This window comes from Streptomyces sp. NPDC031474, assembly GCF_055581185.1.
Genome location: NZ_JBVIJX010000026.1, coordinates 19,060 through 39,088 on the forward strand (window position 1 = coordinate 19,060; position 20,029 = coordinate 39,088).

The window sequence follows — 20,029 nt, forward strand, 5'->3', positions numbered from 1 at the left end:
ACCAGAGGGAAGGTGAAGGGAAGACCGGGGGTGAAGGGAGGGCGGGGAAAGGGCCGGGCTACGTCCGGTCGGCCGAGGCGTGCCAGGAGCCGACCGCGAGCCGCGCGACGAGAGTGAAGACGGCGAAGACCGCGACACCGAAGAACGAGGCGAGGATGATCGCGGCGAACAGATCCTCGGACTGCAGCCGGGAGCGGTAGACGTCGAGCAGGGTGCCGATGCCGGGCTCGCCCTGCTTGAAGAACATGTCGCCGACGATCGCGCCGATCACGGACAGGCCGGAGGAGGTCCGCAGCCCGGTGAAGATTGAGGGCAGGGCGGCAGGCAGTTCGAGCTTGCGCAGCCGGGCCAAGCGGCCCGCCCGCTGGAGGGTGAACAGGTCGTGGTGGGTACGGTCCACCGACTGGATGCCGAACAGTGTGTTGGCGATCATCGGGAAGAGGGCGATCAGGACACAGACGACCACCCGGCTGGTGAAGCCGAAACCGAACCAGAGGCCGATCAGCGGCACGATCGCGAGGATCGGCACGGTCTGCAGGATCACCGCGTACGGGTACAGGGAGCGTTCCAGCCAGCGCGCCCTGCTCATCAGCACCGCCGCCGTCACACCCAGCGCGGAGGCGATGAGCAGGCCGACGAGCGCGACCTGGGCGGTGAGCCACAGTGCCTGGAGCATCGGCTGCAGATGGGTCCAGTCGAGGAACGACACGGTGAGGACCTGCTGCGGGGGCGGGACGAGGAAGCGCCGGGCAGGGCTGAGCAGCAGATAGCTGACGGCGTACCAGATACCGACGGCCGCGCCGAGCGACCCGAGCGGCGTGAGCACCGCGACGGTCCGGGCCCGGCGTCGGCGTACGGGGACCGGAGGAGTGGCCTGTGTGGAGTCCGTTGCCGGCAGGACGTCCTGGGACTGAGCGGTGACGGTGACGTGGGCACTCACTGGAGGCCTCCTCGAAGCGCCGCCGAGACCTCGCCGGCGATACGGCCGAAATCGGGGTCGTAGCGCAGCTCGGCCGGACGGGGATGGGCGAAGGGCACCTCGAAGGAGGCGGTGATCCGGCCGGGGCGGGCCGACATCACGACGACCCGGCCGGCCAGGAAGACGGCCTCGGTCACCGAGTGGGTGATGAACAGGGCGGCGAAGCCGGTCTCGGCGTAGATGCGCTGGAGTTCCTCCTGCATGCGCAGGCGCGTCATCTCGTCGAGGGCGCCGAACGGTTCGTCGAACAGGAACAGCGACGGCCGGGTCATGAGAGCGCGGGCCAGGGACACGCGCATCCGCATGCCGCCGGACAGCTGCCCCGGCAACTGCTTCTCGAAGCCCTCCAGGCCCACCAGGCGCAGGGCGTCCAGCGCCCGATCCCGCCGTTCGGCCTTCGGGGTCCCGGTGAGTTCGGCGGGGAGTTCCACGTTGGCGAGGACGGTGCGCCAGGGCAGCAGGGTCGGGTCCTGGAAGACGTAGCCGACCGAGTCGGTGGGGGCGTGGACGGTACCGCCGGTTGCGGTGTCCAGGCCTGAGGCGAGGCGGAGCAGGGTGGACTTGCCGCAGCCCGATGGGCCGACGACGGCGACGAACTCGCCCGGGGCGATGGAGAGTTCGACTCCGGTGAGGGCGGTGGTCCCGTTGTCGAAGTGCTTGTCGACTCCCTCGAATCGCAGCGTCGCTTCGAGTGTCGCTTCGGCGGTGGTCGGCACGTCAGCTCCCTTCAGTGCCACAGTCAGGAATGTTGATAGTATGAACATTGGTTGTTTCCGGCCAATGTCGTGGCCGTATCCGTTCGCCGAGAGCTGCCGGGCGGCAGACTCGGAGGATCTTCAGAAGATTTCGCGGACCACCGACGTACGGCTGACCAGCCGCCCGCCGGCGAAGACCAGCCGCTCGGGACAGGACGCGCCGAGAACCTCCGAGACGGTCTGCGCGCGCACAGCCAGCAGATCGGCGACAGCGCCCTCGTGCGGTCCCGCCGCGGGCAGCCCGAGGACCGCCCGAGCTCCCCCGGTGACCGCGTACAGCGCCTCGTCCGGGGTGAGATGGCCGGCCGTGACCAGTAGGGACGCCGTCTCGAGCGGATCCGCCCGGCCCACGGGGTTGAAGGGGTCCTGGATGTTGTCACCGCCGGCCGCGACCGTCACGCCCGCGTCCAGCAGGGCGCGTACGGCGGTGAGGCCACGCGGGGTGGACGACGGTCGGTCGCGGCCCTGGAGGTAGAGGTTCGTCAGCGGGAGGGTGACCACGCCGATACCCGCGGCCGCGACTTCCTTGGCCGTGCGAGCCGCTTCGGCCGGCTCCACCACGCCCAGGCTGACGCAGTGACTCGCGGTGACGCCGGAAACGAAGCCGCGCTCCAGCACCACACGGGCGAGCAGGCGCAGATCCCCCGCCCCCGGGTCGAGGGTCTCGTCGGCGTGCAGGTCCACCCCGACCTGGTGCTCGGCGGCGATACGCAGGGTGCGCTCCACGGACGCGGCCGGGTCCGCGGACAGGTGGGGGCAGTCGCCCAGCAGGTCCGCGCCGAGGTCGAGCGCCTCGTGCAGCAGCTCGTCCGGGGCGTCGACGTGCAGGACGGCGATCTGGAGCCGTATCCGCCCGCGGAGCTGTCTGCGCAGGCGGAGAAGGGCGCGCAGGCCGCGCAGCGGATCACCGCCGCCGTAGCCGCCGCCGCCGTCGTCGTCCCTCAGGAGATCCACGTGGGTCCTGACCGCCGTCACGCCGTTCGCACACAGCTTGTCGACCGCCCGCCTGGCGCGCTGGAACACATCCTCCTCGGTGACCCGCGCGGCGTACGCACGCCAGGCAGCGACGGCGGAGAGCAGGTCCCCCGGCAGTGCGCCCGCCAGGTCCCAGGTCAAAGCCTTGTCCAGATGGGCGTGCGGTTCCGCCGGGGCGGGCAGGAGCAGGTATCCGGTCAGGTCGAGTTCGTCGGGGCCGGAGGAAGGAAGCAGACCGGGCGGGGCGACCCGCGTGACAAGGCCGCTGTCCGTGCTGACAAGGACGTCGCGGACGCCCTCGTCGGGCAGGCGCGCGCCGCGCAGCAGCAGTGGTGACATGTTCAGTGCTCCGTCCCGTGCGGCGCGGTGAGCACCGCGAAACCGTCGAAGTCATGGCGACGTACGGGGACGCCGAACATGTCGGTGGAAGCGAACGGACGGGTGCGTCCGTCCCGTACGGCCGCGAAGGCATCGGCGACCCGGCCCACGAAGTCCGCCGACTCCCGGTGCCGCAGGTTGTGGCCGAGCAGCGCAGTGGCGACGGGCAGCTCGGCCAGGCGGCGCGTCGAGTCGGCGAAGGCGGTCACGTCGGCGCCCGGCACATGGGCGAAGAAGGTACCACTGATCAGCGTGTCCCCGGCCAGCAGCAGCCCGGTCTCCGGCTCCCACAGGCAGACGCCGTCCGGAGAGTGCCCGGGGGTGTGGAGCACCTCGAGGCGCCGACCGCCCAGGTCGAGGACGTCTCCTTCGCGCAGCAGCCGGGTGGGGCGTACGGCCTCGATCCGCCAGTCGGCCAGGTCGGGCACCGGCCGCACCTCGACGCGGGAGTCGGTGAGGAAGAACCCGCCTGTGTCCAGGACACGGAACTCCTCGTACCGCTTCCGCAGGCCGTGCGCGATGTGCGCGTACGCCTCCAGCCACTCGCGCGGAGCCGGATCCATGTGCAGTGCGGCGCCGGTGGCGTGTACGGCGATGTCCTCGGCGTAGCCGGCCACGGAGGCGTTGCCGCCGCGGTGGTCGAAGTGGTGGTGGGAGTTGACGACGAGCAGCGGCAGCCGGGTCAGCCGTCGTACCCGCTCGCCGATGTCGCCGACCCCCATGCCGGTGTCGTAGAGCAGGGCCAGTTCATCGCCGAGCACGAGGTAGCTGTTGACATGGCCGGGCTCGGCGATCACGAACGCGGCCGGGCCGGTCTCGGCGACCTGGAACCAGTCGGACCCGCTCACGCCGCACCGAGCGCGTGATAGCGGCGGTCGTGGTGCACGAGGGCCGTCGGTCCGCCGGTGCCGGGCACGACGTGCTCGACGGCCGCGACGATCAGCTGGTGGTCCCCGGCCGGGAGGTCGCGCTCGACGCGGCAGAGGACCGCGTACGAACTGTGCGCGAGCAGGAGGGGTAGTCCGCCGCGCTCCTCGGCCGACCACTCCAGCTCCGCGAACCGGTCCGCGGAGCGGTCGGCGAAGCGCCGGGAGACGTGCTCGCCGCCGGCGTGCAGGATGTTCAGCGCGAACCTGCGGCCATCGAGCAGCGAGGTCAGCGTACGGCCGCCGCGGCCCACTCCGATGGCCACCAACTGGGGTTCGCGGCTGACGCTCATCACGGCGGTGCTGGTGAAGCCGACCGGGCGCCCGTCGGCTGTCAGGGCGGTGACGACACAGACGCCCCCGGCGAGGGCGGCCATGGCGTCGAGGAAGCCGGAGTCCGGCGGGGAGTCGACGGGACGGTCGGAGGTGGCCGCGGCCATGAGAGCTCCCTATGGGCTGGACGGGACGGGAAAGCACGTACGCCGCGTGCGACGCGATGGACTCGACGGCACTTAGAATGTTCGTGCCATCAACATTGAGCGTAGGGCCCTGGTGTTTCACCGGCGTAAAACCTCTCCCCAGGCTGCCGGGGCCCCGGTGGCCCGCCGACCTCGACCGTTTAGGATTCCTGCCATGCCGGCCCAACCCGCCCACAGCACATCGCCCGCCGCCGGGGACGCGGACGCGCCGTTGCGCGCCGAACTCGGCAGCGCGATCCGCCAGTTGCGCAAGGAGCGGGGGCTGACACTTGTCCAACTCGCCGAGCGCGCCGCGCTCTCCCACCCGTTCCTCAGCCAGCTGGAGCGGGGACTGACCCGGCCGAGCATGCCGTCCCTGCACCGCATCGCCCGCGCCCTCGGCACCACACAGCAGGCACTCATGGCCGCAGCGGTGGTGCCGCAACCCGACGCCTCGGCCGACTCGGCCCACCTGGTGCGCTCCGGCGAGGGCCTGCCCGTGGACAACCCCGGCGGCATGGCGCGCATGCTCGGCGCCCCTGGCTACTCCTTCCACCCCGTGGAGTACACCGGGACCCGGGAGCAGTTCAAGGAGTACTACGACCACCCCGGCGACGAGTTCGTCTACGTCGTTGCCGGTGAGATCGAAATCGACCTGCACACAGCGGACGGGCCCCTTCTCCACGTGCTCGGTCCGGGCGACAGCATCTGCTACTCCGGAGGAACTCCCCACCGCTGGCGCGCCGTCGGTGACGGTTCACGGGTACGACTCCTCACCGTCCAGAACGCGACAGGCGAAGCCGACCGCCACTCCTGACGCGGATACGCAGGCCTGTCCGGCTGACCGGTGGCCGGCCATCGCCGACGCCCCGATCCGCCTGACCGGCACCCCCGCGGTACCCACCGAACTCGGCCCCGTCACCCAGCCCGATGCGGTGCTGTGCCGCACCAACGTCGGCGCCATGGCCCAGGCCATGAACCTGATGGCCTGCGGACGCCGCGTCGGGCTGGTCGGGGGAGGAGATGGCCTGCGCGCTCTGGCCCTGGCCGCCCGGGACCTGAAGGAAGGGCGCCGCACCACCCACCCGAACTGGTCCTGTTCCCCTCCTGCGGCGAACTGCAGGACTACGCCGCCCACGGCCCGGCCGGCCGCGACCTGCAGCCGTTCGGCCATCTCGTCGACACCCACGGCACCGACGCCATCCTCGCTGCCGTGGCCCGCCTCACCCCTGAGCAGCACGCCGACGTGACCGTCTCCACGGCCCGCCCCAGGACAGCCCGGCACAAGACGACACGGGCCGTGCTCTGCCCGGCCCCTTCGACGACGCCGAGGCCCGCCTCGCCTACGTGGCCGTCACCCGCACCGCCCAACGCCTCGACATCGGCGGCTTGTCCTGGGTCCAGCACCATCCCGACGGAACCCCCCCCTGCCTCCTGCGCTGATGGGGATTCTTGATCTTGACCAGACCTATTCTTCGACCCGATGTTGAAGTCGCCTTGATCTTGATCTCCAGCAGTCACGGGCCAAGTCACCCGGATTTCTCCGTGAGCTCGGTCAGTGTCTGTTTCAGCCAGCGCACGTGGGAGTCCAGGGCGTGGTCCTTGTAGTCGTGGACATGATCCAGGATTCGGGCCATCCGGGACTGGTCGATGCCGGGCAGCCAGGGCTCCTCGCGGATCTCCCGGGCCCGGAACCTGTCTTGCTGGGCGCTGCGCGCGTCGAGTTCGGTCTGTACGAGGCGGACATGTTCGTCATGGTCGAGGAAGATCGCGAAGGTGTAGCGGATCAGGAACTCCGGGTCGCCGAAGTCGGGTGACGGTGTGTAGGGAACGGCCAGGCGCTCGTGCAGTTCACGCTCGCCGGCTTCGGTGGCCACGTACACCTTGGCGTCCGGGCGGCCTTCGTTGTGCTGCACGGTGTAGCGGACCCAGCCGTCGGCGCACATGCGGTTCAGCGTCCGGTACACCTGGCTCTGCTGCGTGCGCATGCGGAGCATCCGCCCCATCTCGCTTTCCAGCCAGCGCTTCAGGTCGTAGCCCGTGCAGGGTCGCATGGCCACCATTCCAAGGAGTACGTGCTCGAGCTTCACCCTGGTTACATCCCCTTTATCTATGACACTAGTCACCTATGCCACTTTGCCCCTACTGTCGTGGTGCCCGGACTGTCCCCGCCGGGCCACCAATGCACTGGGAGACCCTATGCCCCTGCCCCCGAGACCCCGGCCCCGACTGCTCCGGAGCCTGGTCCCGCTCACCGCCGCCGCCGTGGCCCTCACCTGCGCCCCCGCCCTGGCCAGCTCACCCGGCCACGCCGGATCGCCGGCCCGTTCCGACCGCTCTTCCCTCGTCCGCACCGACCAGGGAATGGTGCGGGGGAGGAGCACCATCGAGGGGCGGCAGTTCCTGGGCATCCCCTATGCCGCCCCGCCCACCGGCCGCCTGCGCTGGCAGGCCCCCCGCCGCCCGGCGAACTGGCAGGGCGTCCGGGACGCCACGCGGTACGGCGACTACTGCGCGCAGAACACCTACTGGGCGCCCGGCTACGACACCCAGCACACCACCGAGGACTGCCTCGACGTCAACGTGTACACGCCACCTACAGCCGTCCGTTCCTCTGGGCTGCCCGTCCTTGTCTGGATACATGGCGGCGGCAACGTCGGCGGAGACGCCCGCGACATCGTCCCCGACGCCTTCGCCCGCCGCACGAACAGCATCGTCGTCACCGTCGACTACCGGCTCGGCGCCCTCGGTTTCCTGACGCTTCCCGGAACCACCGGCAACTTCGCGCTGCTCGACCAGCAGCAGGCGCTGCGCTGGGTGCGCTCGAACATCGGAGCCTTCGGCGGCGATTCCCGGCAGGTCACGCTGGCCGGTGAGTCGGCCGGCGGCAGCGCGGTCTGCGCCAACCTCGCCTCCCCGACCAGCAAGGGCCTCTACCGCGCGGCCATCATCGAAAGCGGTACCTACTTCGATTGCGCGGGCAGCACCCGCACGCAGGCCGAGGCAGCCGGACTCGCCTTCGCCAAGAAGCTGGGATGCACCGACAGCGCCACCGCAGCCGACTGCCTGCGCGCCAAGCCCGCCCAGACCATCCTCGACGCACAGAACGGCACCAGCGTCGGCACCTGGAACTACACCGTCGGCGGCCGTGCACTGCCCCTCCAGCCCTCCGACGCCTTCACCTCCGGCCGCGCCTCCCACGTCCCCGTCCTCAACGGCGCCAACAGCAACGAGGGCCTGGTCTTCGCCTACGACAGCTTCGACCGCTGGGGAAGCCCCCTGACCGCCGACGCCTATCCCAAGGCCCTGACCTCCGCCTTCGGCGACACCACCGGCGTCAAAGCCTTGGAACGCTATCCACTCAGCTCCTACGAGCGCCCCGACTACGCCTATGCCGCGGCCTTCGGCGACCAGTTCTTCGCCTGCCCCGCCCTGCGCACCAGCGCGCGCCTGGCCGAGCGCGGGAAGGTCTACTCGTACGAGTTCGCCGACCGCACCTCCCCGCTGTTCGCCTCCCTGCCGCAGAACGCCGACTACGACTTCGGCGCGACGCACGCGGCCGAACTGAACTACCTGTTCAAGCCGTACGGCATCAGCGCCTCGTTCAACGCCGAACAGCGCACCCTGGCCGATCAGATGACCGCGTACTGGGGCTCCTTCATCCACGGCTCCGTCCCGAGCGTCTCCGGCCAACCCGCCATGGTGGACCAGGCCCCGGTGCCTGGTGAAGTGCTTCGGCTGCGTATCGCCGCACAGGGCGGCAATGCCGCCACGTCGGATCTCGACACGGCGCACAAATGCGACCTGTGGGACGCCGCCGCTACCCCCTGACCCGCATCCGTTCCCCGCGCCGACATGCGGGGAACGAGCACACTGCCCACGAGAAGGTCCGCTTGCGGACCGGCTCGAGGGCTGTGAGTTCCTGCCGGGTGGTTGAGCAGCGGGCAGGCGACCCCGGCCTCTACGGCCGCATCGGTCTCCGGTGTTCGGGCACCGGCACCTCCAATTCCTCGCGCAGCGCGAGGAGGAGGATCGCGAGGAGGAGGAAGAAGCGCCATGGTGGTCCTCGCCGCGTCCTCCTACCGCAGATCGTCATCGGGCGGGCCTGGGCTGCATCATGCCCCCGCTATCCCGCCGGCCACCCACGCCGTGCCCGACCGTCAACGTCATGGGCGGCAGGGAGCCGCCGCAGCCGTTACAAAAAGGTGACAGCGGCTCCCACCTGCACGGTCGCACCTCCCGCCACCAACTACACACTCCACGTATACACGACATGTATACACCGCATGTAGAGTCATCCTCATGTCCATCGGCCACACCCTCCTGGGACTCCTGGAGTCCGGGCCCCGCCACGGTTACGACCTGAAGCGGGCCTTCGACGAGAAGTTCGGTCACGACCGGCCGCTGCACTACGGCCAGGTCTACTCGACGATGTCGCGCCTGCTGAAGAACGGGCTCGTCGAGGTCGACGGCGTCGAGACGGGCGGCGGCCCCGAGCGCAAGCGGTACGCCATCACCGACGCCGGCATCACCGACGTCGAGCGGTGGCTGGCGACACCCGAACCGCCCGAGCCGTATCTGCAGTCGACGCTGTACACCAAGGTCGTCCTGGCGCTGCTGACCCACCGGGACGCGGCCGAGATCCTCGACACGCAGCGGTCCGAGCATCTGCGCAGCATGCGCATTCTCACCGACCGCAAGCGGGGCGGCGACTTCGCCGACCAACTGGTCTGTGACCACGCCCTGTTCCACCTCGAGGCCGACCTGCGCTGGCTGGAGCTCACCGCCGCCCGCCTCGACAAACTGATGGACGCGGTGATCGCGTGAACGCCCCAGGGGGATCCCTCCTCGCCGCCGAGAACCTGCGCAAGGCGTACGGGCCGACCATGGCGCTGGACGGCGCCGAGTTCTCCATCCACCCGGGCGAGGTCGTCGCCGTGATGGGCCCGTCCGGGTCCGGCAAGTCGACCCTGCTGCACTGCCTCGCCGGGATCGTGACGCCCGACTCGGGTTCGATCATCTACGACGATCGCGACCTCGCGAGGATGAGCGACGCCCAGCGCAGTCAGCTGCGGCGCTCGGAGTTCGGGTTCGTGTTCCAGTTCGGACAGCTCGTGCCGGAACTGACCTGCGTGGAGAACGTCGCCCTGCCGCTGCGGCTGAACGGCACCCCGCGCAAGCAGGCCGAGCGCACCGCCCTGGGCTGGATGGAGCGCCTGGAGGTCGACGATCTCGGCAGGAAGCGGCCCGGCGAGGTGTCCGGCGGACAGGGACAACGGGTCGCCGTGGCCCGGTCTCTGGTCACCAGCCCGCGGTTGCTGTTCGCCGACGAGCCGACCGGTGCCCTCGACTCCCTCAACGGCGAACGCGTGATGGAACTGCTCACGGAAGCGGCCCGGTCCACCAACGCCGCTGTCGTGCTGGTCACGCATGAGGCACGGGTCGCCTCCTACTCCGACCGTGAGATCGTCGTACGGGATGGCAAGTCGCGGGACATGGAGCACGTCGTATGAACCTGAGGCAGTGGTGGAGGGACCTCGCCATGGGGGTCAGGTTCGCCTTCGCCGGTGGGCGCGAGGGGCGAGTGCGGATGCTGCTCACCGCGGTCGGCGTGGGGCTCGGTGTGGCATTGCTGCTGTTCGCTACCGCGATCCCGAACGCTATGGCTGTCCGGCACGACCGGGAGGTGGCGCGCACCGACCTCAGGCCCGAGCGGCCGATGCCGCCGAAGGCCGACGACACGCTGGTGGTCGGCATGGTCGGGACGACCTTTCGCGGCAAGGACGTGCGAGGGCGGGCGCTGCAGCCCGAGGGCCCCAAGGCGCCACTGCCGCCGGGGGTCTCGAAGTTCCCCGCGAAGGGCGAGATGGTGGTCTCCCCTGCGCTGAAACGGCTGCTGGAGTCCGGCGACGGGAAGTTGCTGCGGGAGCGGCTGCCGGAACGGATCGTCGGCACCATCGCCGAGTCCGCACTGATCGGTTCCCAGGAACTCAGCTTCTACCGCGGCGCCGACGACCTCGTGGCCAAGCAGAGCACCACAGTCGGCCGCATCAACCGGTTCGGCGACGCCCGCCCGACCCCGCAGAAGACGGACCCCGTCCTGGTCCTGCTCAGCCTCGTCGTGTTCCTGATTCTGCTGATGCCAGTCGGTGTCTTCATCGCCGCGTCCGTGCGGTTCGGCGGCGAGCGCCGGGACCGCAGGCTCGCGGCCCTGCGACTGGTGGGTTCTGACAGCCGGATGACCCGGCGGATCGCCGCGGGGGAAGCTCTCGCCGGCTCCGTGGCGGGTCTCGTCCTCGGCACGGTCTTCTTCCTGATCGGTCGAGGGCTCGCGGGCTCCGTGGACCTGTTCAACGTGAGCGTGTTCCCGAGCTATCTGGTCCCCTCCCCCCTGCTCGCCCTGCTGGTCGCTGTCGCCGTCCCGGTGGCCGCCGTGCTGGTCACCCTGCTCGCACTGCGGGGCGTGGTGATCGAGCCGCTCGGCGTAGTGCGCACCGCGAAGCCCCCGCGGCGCCGACTGTGGTGGCGGCTGCTGCTGCCGCTGGGCGGGCTCGGATTGCTCTATCCGATGGTCGGCAACGGCCGCGACAGCGGTGAGTTCAACCAGTACCAGGTCACCGGTGGCGTCCTGTTGCTGCTCGTCGCGGTAACCGCGCTACTGCCGTGGGTCGTGGAAAGGGTCGTGAGCCGGCTCGACTCCGGCTCGGTCTCCTGGCAACTGGCCATCCGGCGCCTTCAGTTGAGCAGCGGCACGGCCGCCCGCATGGTCAACGGCATCGCCGTCGCAGTGGCCGGAGCCATCGCGCTGCAGATGCTGTTCTCCGGACTGGAGGGCCAATACACCAAGCACACCTCCAACGACCTCACACGGGCCCAGATGCAGGTGTCCGTACCGGACGGACTCCCGCTCGCCCGGGCGGCGGCCGACTTCAAAGCCACCAAGGGCGTCGAGAAGGTCTACGCCTATGACGAGGGCTTCGTCGACGACCAGCGACAGAGCGCCGAAAACACCGCTCCGATCACCATCGCCGACTGCGCGTCCCTGCGCGAGGTGGCTTCCCTCTCCTCCTGCAAGGACGGTGACACCTTCCTCGTCCAAGGTGGCAACGACACGGATATGATGACGCCTGGCATGTCCAAGCCTGGCAGCACGCTGTGGTTCGACCCCGCCGACGGCTCCGATGATTATCACAAGCCGACGCCCTGGACCGTGCCGAGCCACATGAAGCAGGCGCACTCGATCAAAGACCCGCGCGGGAACAAGCGCGGCGCTTCCTGCTGACGCCGGGCGCGCTGCCCGCGGGCACCCCGCGGGGCGTCTCCGGCGAGATCTACCTCGGCCTCGACATGGGGCTGGTGGACGCCCCCGACCACGTGCGGAACACGGCCTACCATCTCGGCCTGAAGTACGACCCGGTGATGTGGGTAGCCGCCAATCGCTCGGAGGCCTACGACAAGATCCGCACCGGGCTTTTCGTCGGCGCAGCCGGTGTGCTGGGGCTGATCGGCGCGAGTCTGCTGGTGTCACAACTGGAGCAGTTGCGCGAGCGCCGCAAGCTGCTGTCGTCCCTGATCGCCTTCGGCACCCGACGCCGCACACTGACCCTGTCCGTGCTGTGGCAGACGGCGATCCCGATCGGGCTCGGCCTGGCACTGGCCACGACGGTCGGGCTGACACTGGGTGCGGTGCTGCTGAAGATGACGGACAAGCCGGTGGGCGTGGACTGGCAGGGCGTCCTGTCGATGACCGGCATCGGCGCCGCCGTCGTCCTGGTGGTGACCGTGCTCAGCCTGCCACCTCTGCTGCGGCTGATGCGGCCGGACGGCCTGCGCACCGAGTGAGCCATCCGGCCCCCGACGGCCCCTCCCCGTAGACGGGGAGGGGCCGTCTCCCAAGCAGAGGCTGCGCCCCTGCCGTCAGCGCGCTCCGCGAGGACGGGCCCCGTTCGGACTCTGATCTCCCAGATCCGCCGCACCCAGCCCGCGCTCACGGTGTGGACATCGGCCGAGGCAGCGGCCTGGGAGCGCGGCCACCTGCACGTGCCCGGCTCACGCGTCGAGCACTGGCCCGCCACCGGCAGCCTGGCCTGTCCGATGAGCAGCTGAACCGCATCCACGCCCGGTGCGGGCTGCCTGACCGGAACGGTGTTGCTCGCTGCGACGGGGGACGTCATGCCGCACGCCACAAAGGCAAGACCCGTCAAGATCGCCTTTCCCGCCACCGGCGGAACAGGCGCCGTCAACATCGCCATCGCGGTGCGGCGAATGCCTGGCAGCCGCGGCAACACTCTGCGCTTCTTCAACGATGACGGACCGGCGCCCGTGATCGTCACCGTCGCAGTACCGCAGTCCGGCGGCTGATACGACTCCACCCGGAGTACGAGCACCGCGACCCGGGTCCGAGGCCGCTCGGTGACGACTGTCGGTGTGCGCAGCGTGCGGGTCTGAACACAATTGGTTCAGGTGGGCCTTACTCTGACGGGCCCCAAGCCGTGCTCCGAGCCCTGGGGGACCTCGGGCGAGCAGGCCGAGGAGGCGTTTCGGGGTACTTCGTCGCCTTTGCGTCAGGTGTGGTGCACTGGAAGGAGAACGGCAGCGACACCGACGCGCCTCGGGGAACCGTCCGCAGCCGACCTCGGCTCCGGGCCCGGTCAGCTGAACCTTCCCAAGGAGCCCCAACCAAGGACAGGCGATGAAGCCGCCTCCATTCACCTACTGTGATCCCGAATCCGTCGATGAGGCCGTCGCACTCAAGAGGGAGTACGGCATCGACTCTCTCGTCCTCGCGGGAGGACAGAGCCTCCTCCCCATGCTCAACCTCCGGCTCGCCAAGCCGGAGGCGCTGATCGACATCAACAGGATCGGTGACCTGCAGAAGATCGACCGCCTGGCGGACGGGTGGCTGGAGGTCGGTGCCGGTGTTCGCCAGTCCGAGCTGGAGGACGACCCGTCGGCCGGTGAACTGGTCCCGTTGCTGCCGGAGGCCGCCGGTCACATCGGCCATGTCGAGATCCGCCACCGAGGCACGGTCGGTGGCAGCCTCGCGCACGCCGACCCGGCAGCCGAACTGCCGTGCACGGCGGTGGCGCTCGACGCGACGCTGGTCGTGCGGGGGCCGTCGGGCACCCGCACCATCGAGGCCCAGGACTTCTTCCAGGGCCGGCTGATCACGGCCTTGGAGCCCGAGGAGGTCCTCGTCGCCGTCCGTTACCCGGTGACGCCGAGGACCGCGGCCCATGGCTTTGCGGAGGTGGCCCGGCGCGCGGGCGACCTCGCCCTCGCCGGCGCCGCCGCGGTGGTGGACCTCAGCGAGGACGGCCACCTCACCTCCGTCTCCGTCGGCGCGCTGGGCATCTCCGACACGCCGGTCCGCGCCTCGGCGGTGGAGAGCGCCCTGATCGGCGAGGCCCCGACCGAGGAGAGCATCGCCAGGGCCGCCGAGGAGATCGTGCCGTCGGTGACCTCGGGCGACGACCCGCACGCCACGGGCGCCTACCGGCGGCACCTCGCCACCGTCGTTGTGCGGCGCGCGATCAACGCGGCCGTGGCACGCGCCCACGAGAGGAGGAACGGGAAGTGACGATCTCCACCGCCGCCAAGTACGGCGCCGCCCACCGGACCGTGACGCTGCGCGTCAACGACCGGGACGTGACCCGCGACGTTTCGACGCGCACCACACTCGCCGACTTCCTGCGCGACGAACTCGACCTGGTCAGCGTGCATCTCGGATGTGAGCACGGCGAGTGCGGAGTCTGCACCGTGCTCTTCGACGGCCGCTCCGTGCGCTCCTGCCTGCTGCTGGCCGTCCAGGCGGACGGACACGCGGTCGAGACCGTCGAAAGCCTCTCCGCCGATCCGGCGCGGCTGCACCCCGTCCAGGAGTGCTTCGCCGAGGAGCAGGGGCTGCAGTGCGGTTTCTGCACGCCCGCGATGGTGCTGCGCACCAAGGAGATCATCGAGACCGGACAGGCGCTGACCGATGCCGAGATACGCCGTCAGATCTCCGGAATCCTGTGCCGCTGCACCGGCTACCAGAACATCGTGAACGCGGTGCGGGCCGCGCATGCCAGGCTCCGCAGCGGCGAGGCGGCCACCGACGCCACCGAGGGAGGTCGCGACCGATGACCACCCACCCCACCACCCAGCACCCGACCACGGAGCGCGCGAACACCGCGGAGAAGTCGGGCTACACCTACATCGGCAAGGACCGCCGGCGGGTCGAGGACCCCCGGCTGCTGGTCGGCCGCGGCGGATACATCGCCGACCTCAGACTCCCGGGCATGCTGCACGCCGCGATCCTTCGCAGCCCCCTGCCGCACGCGCGCATCAGGTCCGTCGACGCCACCGAAGCGCTGAGGCTGCCGGGGGTCGTCGCCGTGCTCACCGGCGAGGACTGCAAGGCACACATGAACCCCTGCATGAGCTTCGGCCCGGCCACCATCAAGCAGTACCCCCTGGCGGTGGACAAGGTCCGCCACGTCGGCGAGGCTGTGGCGGCCGTCGTCGCGGAGAACAGGTATCTGGCCGAGGACGGCGTGGACCTGCTGAAGGTCGACTACGAGGAGCTCCCACCGGTCATCGATCCCTTGGCTGCCATGAGGCCCGAGTCCGCCCTGCTGCACGAGGAGCACGGCAGCAACATCGGCTACGAGCGGACCTTCGAGTTCGGCGATGTCGGCGCCGCGTTCGCCGGGGCCGACCTCGTCGTCGAGGACACCCTGGACTGGGGCCGCTCCGCCGGAATGCCGATGGAGACCACGGGCGCGGTGGCCCGGCCCGGCTTCAACGGCGTACTGGAGATCTACTGCAACTCCCTCAGCTTCAGCTACTTCGTGTTCCTGATCGCGGCCACACTGCGCATTCCGTCGAACAAGCTGACGATGAAGCCGGTCCCGGCGGGCGGCAGCTTCGGCAGCAAGCTCGCCGCGCACAAGGTGCCCACCCTCGCCGGGTTCCTGGCCCTGCGGACGGGCCGCCCGGTGTCGTACATCGAGGACCGCCTCGACCACCTGATGAATTCGGACCACCACGGTTGCGACCGGCACTACGAAGCCCGTATGGGTTTTCGCGCCGACGGCACAATCACCGCTCTCGACATCGACGTCGTCGACGACTACGGCGCCTACATGCAGTTCGGCGTCGGCCACCACGGCAACGCCTTCTCCCAGGTCGTCGGCCCGTACCGATTTCGGGACGTGAGATACCGCATCCGGGCCGTGCTCACCGACAAGTGCCAGCAGGGCGCCTACCGCGGCTTCGGCTCCGAGGTGCACAACTGGGTTCTGGAAAGGCTGGTGGATCAGGGGGCGGCCAGGCTCGGGCTCGCCCCGGAGGAGATCCGCCGCCGCAACTTCATCCAGCCCGACCAGTTCCCGTACAAGATCCCCGGCGGCAACCTCTATGACAGCGGCGACTACCCCGCCGTACTGGACAAAGCGCTTTCGATGATCGACCTGGACAGGTGGCGTGCCGAACAGAAGCGGCTACGGGCCGAAGAGGGCCGCCAGATCGGCATCGGCCTCGCCACCACCCAAGAGCGCAGCGTCTTCAGCTCGACCGAGTTCTGGTTCCTGCTGGAAAAGCCCGTCCTGCCCGTCACCTCCAGCCCCGAGAGCGCGACGGTGACGATCGACCCGACCGGGCAGTTCCAGCTCCTGCTGCACTGCCAGTCGATGTGGGGCAACAGCCCCGAGACAGTGGGCGCCACCGTGCTCGCCGAGGAGTTCGGGATCGAGCCGGAGAGCGTCAACGTCCGCTACGCCGACTCCGCGCACGCGCTGCCCAGCACCGGTCCGGGCGGCAGCCGCTACACCGCCATGGTGGCCGGGGCGATCCGTGGCGCGTCGCGCAAGCTGAGGGAGAAACTCCTCCGCATCGCCGCGCACACCCTCGCGGTGCCCCCGGAGGACCTCGAACTCGTTGACGCGCGGGTACAGGTCAGAGGCGAACCGGAGACGGGGCTGACCATCGCCGAACTGGCGGGCACCGCCTACTTCTTCGCGCTCAGCCTCCCCGAGGGCATGACCAGCGGACTGGAGGAGTCCCACACCTACGACCACCCCTACACGACGTTCCCGGCACCGGACGGCTCGGACCTCGGCGTCTTCTACCCGATCATGGGCCATGCCTGCCACATCGCGGTCGTGGAGATCGACCCCGACACCGGGACGCTCTCCTTCCTCGACTACGTGGCCGTGCACGACGCCGGTACGGTCGTGAACCCCAGGAGCCTGGGCGGCCACGTCACCGGCGGCGCCATGCAGGGCATCGGAACCACGCTCTACGAGGAACTGGTCTACGACGAGGACGGGCGGTTCGGGTCCCCGACCTTCAGGGACTACCTGATCCCCACCGCGGCAGAGGCCCCGGCGTTCCGTGTCGGACACGTCCAGACGCCCTCGCCGTTCACCGAGTACGGCATCAAGGGCGGCGGTGAGGGCGGCCGCATGGTGGCCCCGGCGGCGGTGTCGGCGGCCATCGACGACGCCCTGCGGGAGTACGGGATGCGGGTCCGGCGGCTGCCGGTCAAGCCCTCGGAGATCGTGGCGACGATACGGGCGGGTCACACCGAGCAGGGGTGAGCCCGGCTCGCGTCACGGGTGGCCGGATCACCGGCTCTCACGTGGCGGGCGGCCGGATCACGGGGCGGACGGAAGATCCTGCTCGGTCCAGATGCACTTGCCCTCGTCGAGATGGCGAGTGCCCCAGCGCTGGGAGAGAGCGGCCACCAGGTGCAGGCCCCGGCCGCCCTCGTCGGTGAACGCGGCGCGCCGGATACGCGGGCTCGTGAGGCTGCTGTCATAGACCTCACAGATCAGCGAGCTGCTGCGGAGCAGGCGTAGACGCATCGGCCCGGCGGCATGCCGGATCACGTTGCCGACCAACTCGCTCACCAGCAGCTCGGTGGTCATGACGAGATCGTCCAGACCCCAGACGGCCAGCTGGCCCCGGATGTATTCCCGGGCCTGGCCGGCTGCTCGCGGGTCGTCCGGAAGATGGCACGAGGCCACGTTGTCGACCGGCGTGCCCCGCGTGTGGGCCACCAGGAGCACCGCGTCGTCGTTCGTCTGCTCACGGTCGGGCAGCAGAGCCGAGACGATGTCGTCGCAGAGGTCGTCGAGACGCCTGGTGTCACCGTGCCCGGTGGCGCCGGTCGGGAAGTACGCGGTCCGGGCCACGGCCGCGGCCAGCGTCTGCCGGAGCTGAGCCAGTCCCTGGTCGATGTCCCGGGTGGCGGATTCGATGAGGCCGTCCGTGCAGAACACGAGAAGGCTCTCCTCCGGCAGGTGGAGTTCGTGCGTCTCGAAGGGAGGCTCGGCGACGCCCAACGGCGGGTCACCGGCCAACTCCGCGTATACGACCGTCCCGTCGGGACGGACGATGGCAGGCGGGAGATGACCGGCCAGCGAGAGCGAGCAGACACGGGTGACGGGGTCGAAAACGGCGTACGAGCAGGTGGCGTACTTGTCGTCGCCGAGGTCGCAGACGAGTTCGTTGAGGTGGCTGAGCAGTTCGTCGGGGGCCAGGTCGAGGTCGGCGAGAGTGCGGACCGCGGTGCGAAGCTGCCCCATGATGGCGGCCTCGGCGATGCCGTGCCCCATGACGTCGCCGATCACGATGGCGACCCGGTCGCCGGACAGCGGGATCACGTCGTACCAGTCACCGCCCACCTCCTCGCCCTTTCCCGCGGGCGTGTAGCGGGCGGCGGCGCGGACGGCCGGCAGACAGGGCAGTGTCCTCGGGAGCAGACCGCGCTGGAGTTGCTGGGCGCGGGTGTGTTCCACGTCGTACAGCCGGGCCCGCTCCAGCGCCTGTCCGATCAGCCCGCTCAGGGCTATCAGCAGGGTGCGTTCCTCCTCACTGAAGGTACGCGGCCGGACGAAGGAGACGACACAGCAGCCGATCGTGTGCCCGGAGGCGATCAGCGGAAGGAAGACCCATGCCTTCTTGACCGACGAGGCCACGAAGCTCTTGAACTGCGGGAAGCGCCGGACGTATTCGGCGGGCGATTCGATGAAACCGGGCGTACGGGTGCGGAACGTCTCGGCGATCGCCATGTGGGAGGTGGCCGAGATCCCGTCGATCTGGCGCAGGAAGTCCTCCGTGTACCCGACGGATCCGACCACATGCAGTCGGCTACCCGTCAGCGCGTGGACCACGAGCCCGTCGGCGCCGATGGGCGGCAGGACATGCGCCGCCACCGCCTTGACGACGTCGCCCGATGTGACGGCCTCGGTCAGTGCCGCGGTCAGCTCGCTCATCCGGGCGGTCCGCCCCGCTCCGCCCGGCTGCTCGTCGGTGACGTCGGCGAAGTAGATCGTCAGCCCGCCGCCCGCCAAGGGGACCAGCCGGACATGGTGGACGTGCTGATCGCCCGGCCGACGCAGATCGAAGCCGATCGGCTTGCGCTCGGCGGATGCGCGCCGACACTGGGATTCGAGGCCGGGGGTGCGGCTCGCGGGGAGGTCCCAGAGCGTGCGGCCCAGCAACGCCCGGTCGTCGCCGGCGCCGAGGAGACGCTCGGCTGCCTTGTTGACGAAGATGACACGCCAGTCGTCGTCGACCGTCAGGAATCCGTCGCCCAGGTCGCGAAGGGCGGCGACTACGGGCTCCCGCGCGGCCCGGGTGTGAGCCGGCCCCCACAGCGTTCCGACCATACGGGCGGAGCCGCCCCCCTCATCCGCGACGATGTGCCCACGCGCTCGCACCCGCCCGAATGCCCCGTCGCCGCGGCACGCTTGATACTCGCTGTCGTACGCCGTTCCCCTGTCGAAGGCCGCACGGACATCGGCAGCAAAGCCCGCCGGATCCTCGACGCCCGCGAGATACCAGCCGAGGTCCGCGCTCGCGTCATTGCTGTCGAGGCTTTGCGGTGACTCGTCGGCCCTGTCGATGACGGGTTGGACGAGCCTTACGGAACCGGCCGCCGGGTCGTATTCCCAGTGCCTGATGGACACCACGCGGGGCAGCTCTCCGCCGGACGCGTCGACCGCGCGCGGGCGTCGTGCCGAGTGCCGTTCCGGATGTCCTTCCAGGTGTCCAGCCGCCCACGCCGCCACGGAGACCAGAAACGACCGGTGTGCGGGGCCCGGCTCGCCGGGCGTCACCGTGAACACGGTAAGGGTCCCGACCGGCCCTCCGGCACCGATCAGAGGAACAGCGGCGGTGCCGGAAGCCCCGATCCCCATGCTGTCCCGGGCCACCCACACGAAGCCACCGCCGCGTACGGCCCGTACGGGCGCCAGGCCCCTGCCCCTGTCCTCGGCTTCGTCGTCCGCGCGGAGATCCGCCCATGCCCCGGCGATCTCCGGCGCAAGCCCGCCGGCCGCCACGAGGAGCAATCGGCCGGAAGCGCGGTCATACCAGTGCACCAGGCCACCGAGGCCACCCAGGTCGGTGATCGCCTGCTGAAGCGCCACGTTCAGTGTCTCGGCCGTCGACAGTCCGTCATCGATGGCCGTCGACAACCGCCGCCGCATCGCCTCCGGCTGCTCGATGCGGCTTCCGGCCCTCGCGTTCCTAGCCGCCATCTCGTCTCCAGAACTGCCGAGTGTCGAG

General features: G+C 70.0%; 15 protein-coding genes and 2 pseudogenes. 10 read left to right on the plus strand and 7 right to left on the minus strand.

Going from position 1 to position 20,029, the window contains the following annotated elements:
- Window positions 1-58: 58 nt before the first annotated feature.
- The 5 genes from ACZ5SK_RS41040 to ACZ5SK_RS41060 form a co-directional block, all read right to left on the minus strand.
- Window positions 59-940, minus strand: a complete 882-nt coding sequence (locus tag ACZ5SK_RS41040) for an ABC transporter permease (RefSeq protein ID WP_457495679.1) — start codon at window positions 938-940, stop codon at window positions 59-61.
- A complete protein-coding gene (locus ACZ5SK_RS41045) occupies window positions 937-1,695 on the minus strand; it encodes an ABC transporter ATP-binding protein (protein WP_457495678.1) in 759 nt (252 codons plus the stop codon). Before ACZ5SK_RS41045 ends, ACZ5SK_RS41040 begins: the two co-directional genes overlap by 4 nt.
- A 120-nt stretch (window positions 1,696-1,815) precedes the next feature.
- Window positions 1,816-3,048, minus strand: coding sequence for an amidohydrolase family protein (locus ACZ5SK_RS41050; protein WP_457495677.1), 1,233 nt, complete (start codon window positions 3,046-3,048; stop codon window positions 1,816-1,818).
- A 2-nt stretch (window positions 3,049-3,050) separates the two neighbouring features.
- On the minus strand, window positions 3,051-3,935 hold the full coding sequence (locus tag ACZ5SK_RS41055) for an MBL fold metallo-hydrolase (protein ID WP_334581740.1): 885 nt from the start codon (window positions 3,933-3,935) through the stop codon (window positions 3,051-3,053).
- Window positions 3,932-4,453 (minus strand): flavin reductase family protein, encoded by a 522-nt coding sequence (locus tag ACZ5SK_RS41060; protein WP_334581738.1) that lies wholly within the window; start codon window positions 4,451-4,453, stop codon window positions 3,932-3,934. The genes ACZ5SK_RS41055 and ACZ5SK_RS41060 overlap by 4 nt, the downstream gene beginning before the upstream one ends.
- A 193-nt stretch (window positions 4,454-4,646) precedes the next feature.
- Here ACZ5SK_RS41060 and ACZ5SK_RS41065 point away from each other — a divergent pair, with 193 nt between their 5' ends.
- Both ACZ5SK_RS41065 and ACZ5SK_RS41070 read left to right on the plus strand, forming a co-directional pair.
- Complete coding sequence (locus ACZ5SK_RS41065) at window positions 4,647-5,288, plus strand: helix-turn-helix domain-containing protein (RefSeq protein ID WP_334581737.1); 642 nt, start codon at window positions 4,647-4,649, stop codon at window positions 5,286-5,288.
- A 13-nt stretch (window positions 5,289-5,301) separates the two neighbouring features.
- Window positions 5,302-5,914 (plus strand): annotated as a pseudogene (locus tag ACZ5SK_RS41070) (DNA helicase); the annotation flags it as partial.
- An 86-nt stretch (window positions 5,915-6,000) separates the two neighbouring features.
- Here ACZ5SK_RS41070 and ACZ5SK_RS41075 read toward each other — a convergent pair.
- Entirely contained in the window at window positions 6,001-6,534 is a 534-nt protein-coding gene (locus ACZ5SK_RS41075) for a PadR family transcriptional regulator (RefSeq protein ID WP_334581736.1), read from the minus strand.
- A gap of 136 nt (window positions 6,535-6,670) precedes the next feature.
- On the opposite strand from ACZ5SK_RS41075, the gene ACZ5SK_RS41080 reads away from it, so the two are divergent.
- From ACZ5SK_RS41080 to ACZ5SK_RS41115, 8 genes and pseudogenes are all read left to right on the plus strand, one after another.
- Window positions 6,671-8,302, plus strand: coding sequence for a carboxylesterase/lipase family protein (locus ACZ5SK_RS41080; protein WP_334581735.1), 1,632 nt, complete (start codon window positions 6,671-6,673; stop codon window positions 8,300-8,302).
- 471 nt (window positions 8,303-8,773) lie between these two features.
- Window positions 8,774-9,298, plus strand: coding sequence for a PadR family transcriptional regulator (locus ACZ5SK_RS41085; protein ID WP_334581733.1), 525 nt, complete (start codon window positions 8,774-8,776; stop codon window positions 9,296-9,298).
- Window positions 9,295-9,984, plus strand: a complete 690-nt coding sequence (locus ACZ5SK_RS41090) for an ABC transporter ATP-binding protein (RefSeq protein ID WP_457495676.1) — start codon at window positions 9,295-9,297, stop codon at window positions 9,982-9,984. Before ACZ5SK_RS41085 ends, ACZ5SK_RS41090 begins: the two co-directional genes overlap by 4 nt.
- Window positions 9,981-12,313, plus strand: a pseudogene (locus ACZ5SK_RS41095) (ABC transporter permease). Before ACZ5SK_RS41090 ends, ACZ5SK_RS41095 begins: the two are co-directional and overlap by 4 nt.
- 330 nt (window positions 12,314-12,643) lie before the next feature.
- Window positions 12,644-12,832: a hypothetical protein gene (locus tag ACZ5SK_RS41100; protein WP_334581731.1), complete on the plus strand. Its 189-nt coding sequence runs from the start codon at window positions 12,644-12,646 to the stop codon at window positions 12,830-12,832.
- 331 nt (window positions 12,833-13,163) lie between these two features.
- Window positions 13,164-14,051: an FAD binding domain-containing protein gene (locus ACZ5SK_RS41105; protein ID WP_334581730.1), complete on the plus strand. Its 888-nt coding sequence runs from the start codon at window positions 13,164-13,166 to the stop codon at window positions 14,049-14,051.
- Window positions 14,048-14,596 (plus strand): (2Fe-2S)-binding protein, encoded by a 549-nt coding sequence (locus ACZ5SK_RS41110; protein ID WP_334581729.1) that lies wholly within the window; start codon window positions 14,048-14,050, stop codon window positions 14,594-14,596. Before ACZ5SK_RS41105 ends, ACZ5SK_RS41110 begins: the two co-directional genes overlap by 4 nt.
- A complete protein-coding gene (locus tag ACZ5SK_RS41115) occupies window positions 14,593-17,052 on the plus strand; it encodes a xanthine dehydrogenase family protein molybdopterin-binding subunit (protein WP_334581728.1) in 2,460 nt (819 codons plus the stop codon). Before ACZ5SK_RS41110 ends, ACZ5SK_RS41115 begins: the two co-directional genes overlap by 4 nt.
- 57 nt (window positions 17,053-17,109) lie before the next feature.
- Here ACZ5SK_RS41115 and ACZ5SK_RS41120 read toward each other — a convergent pair whose 3' ends face one another.
- On the minus strand, window positions 17,110-20,001 hold the full coding sequence (locus tag ACZ5SK_RS41120; protein WP_334581726.1) for a SpoIIE family protein phosphatase: 2,892 nt from the start codon (window positions 19,999-20,001) through the stop codon (window positions 17,110-17,112).
- Between the last annotated feature and the right edge of the window lie 28 nt (window positions 20,002-20,029).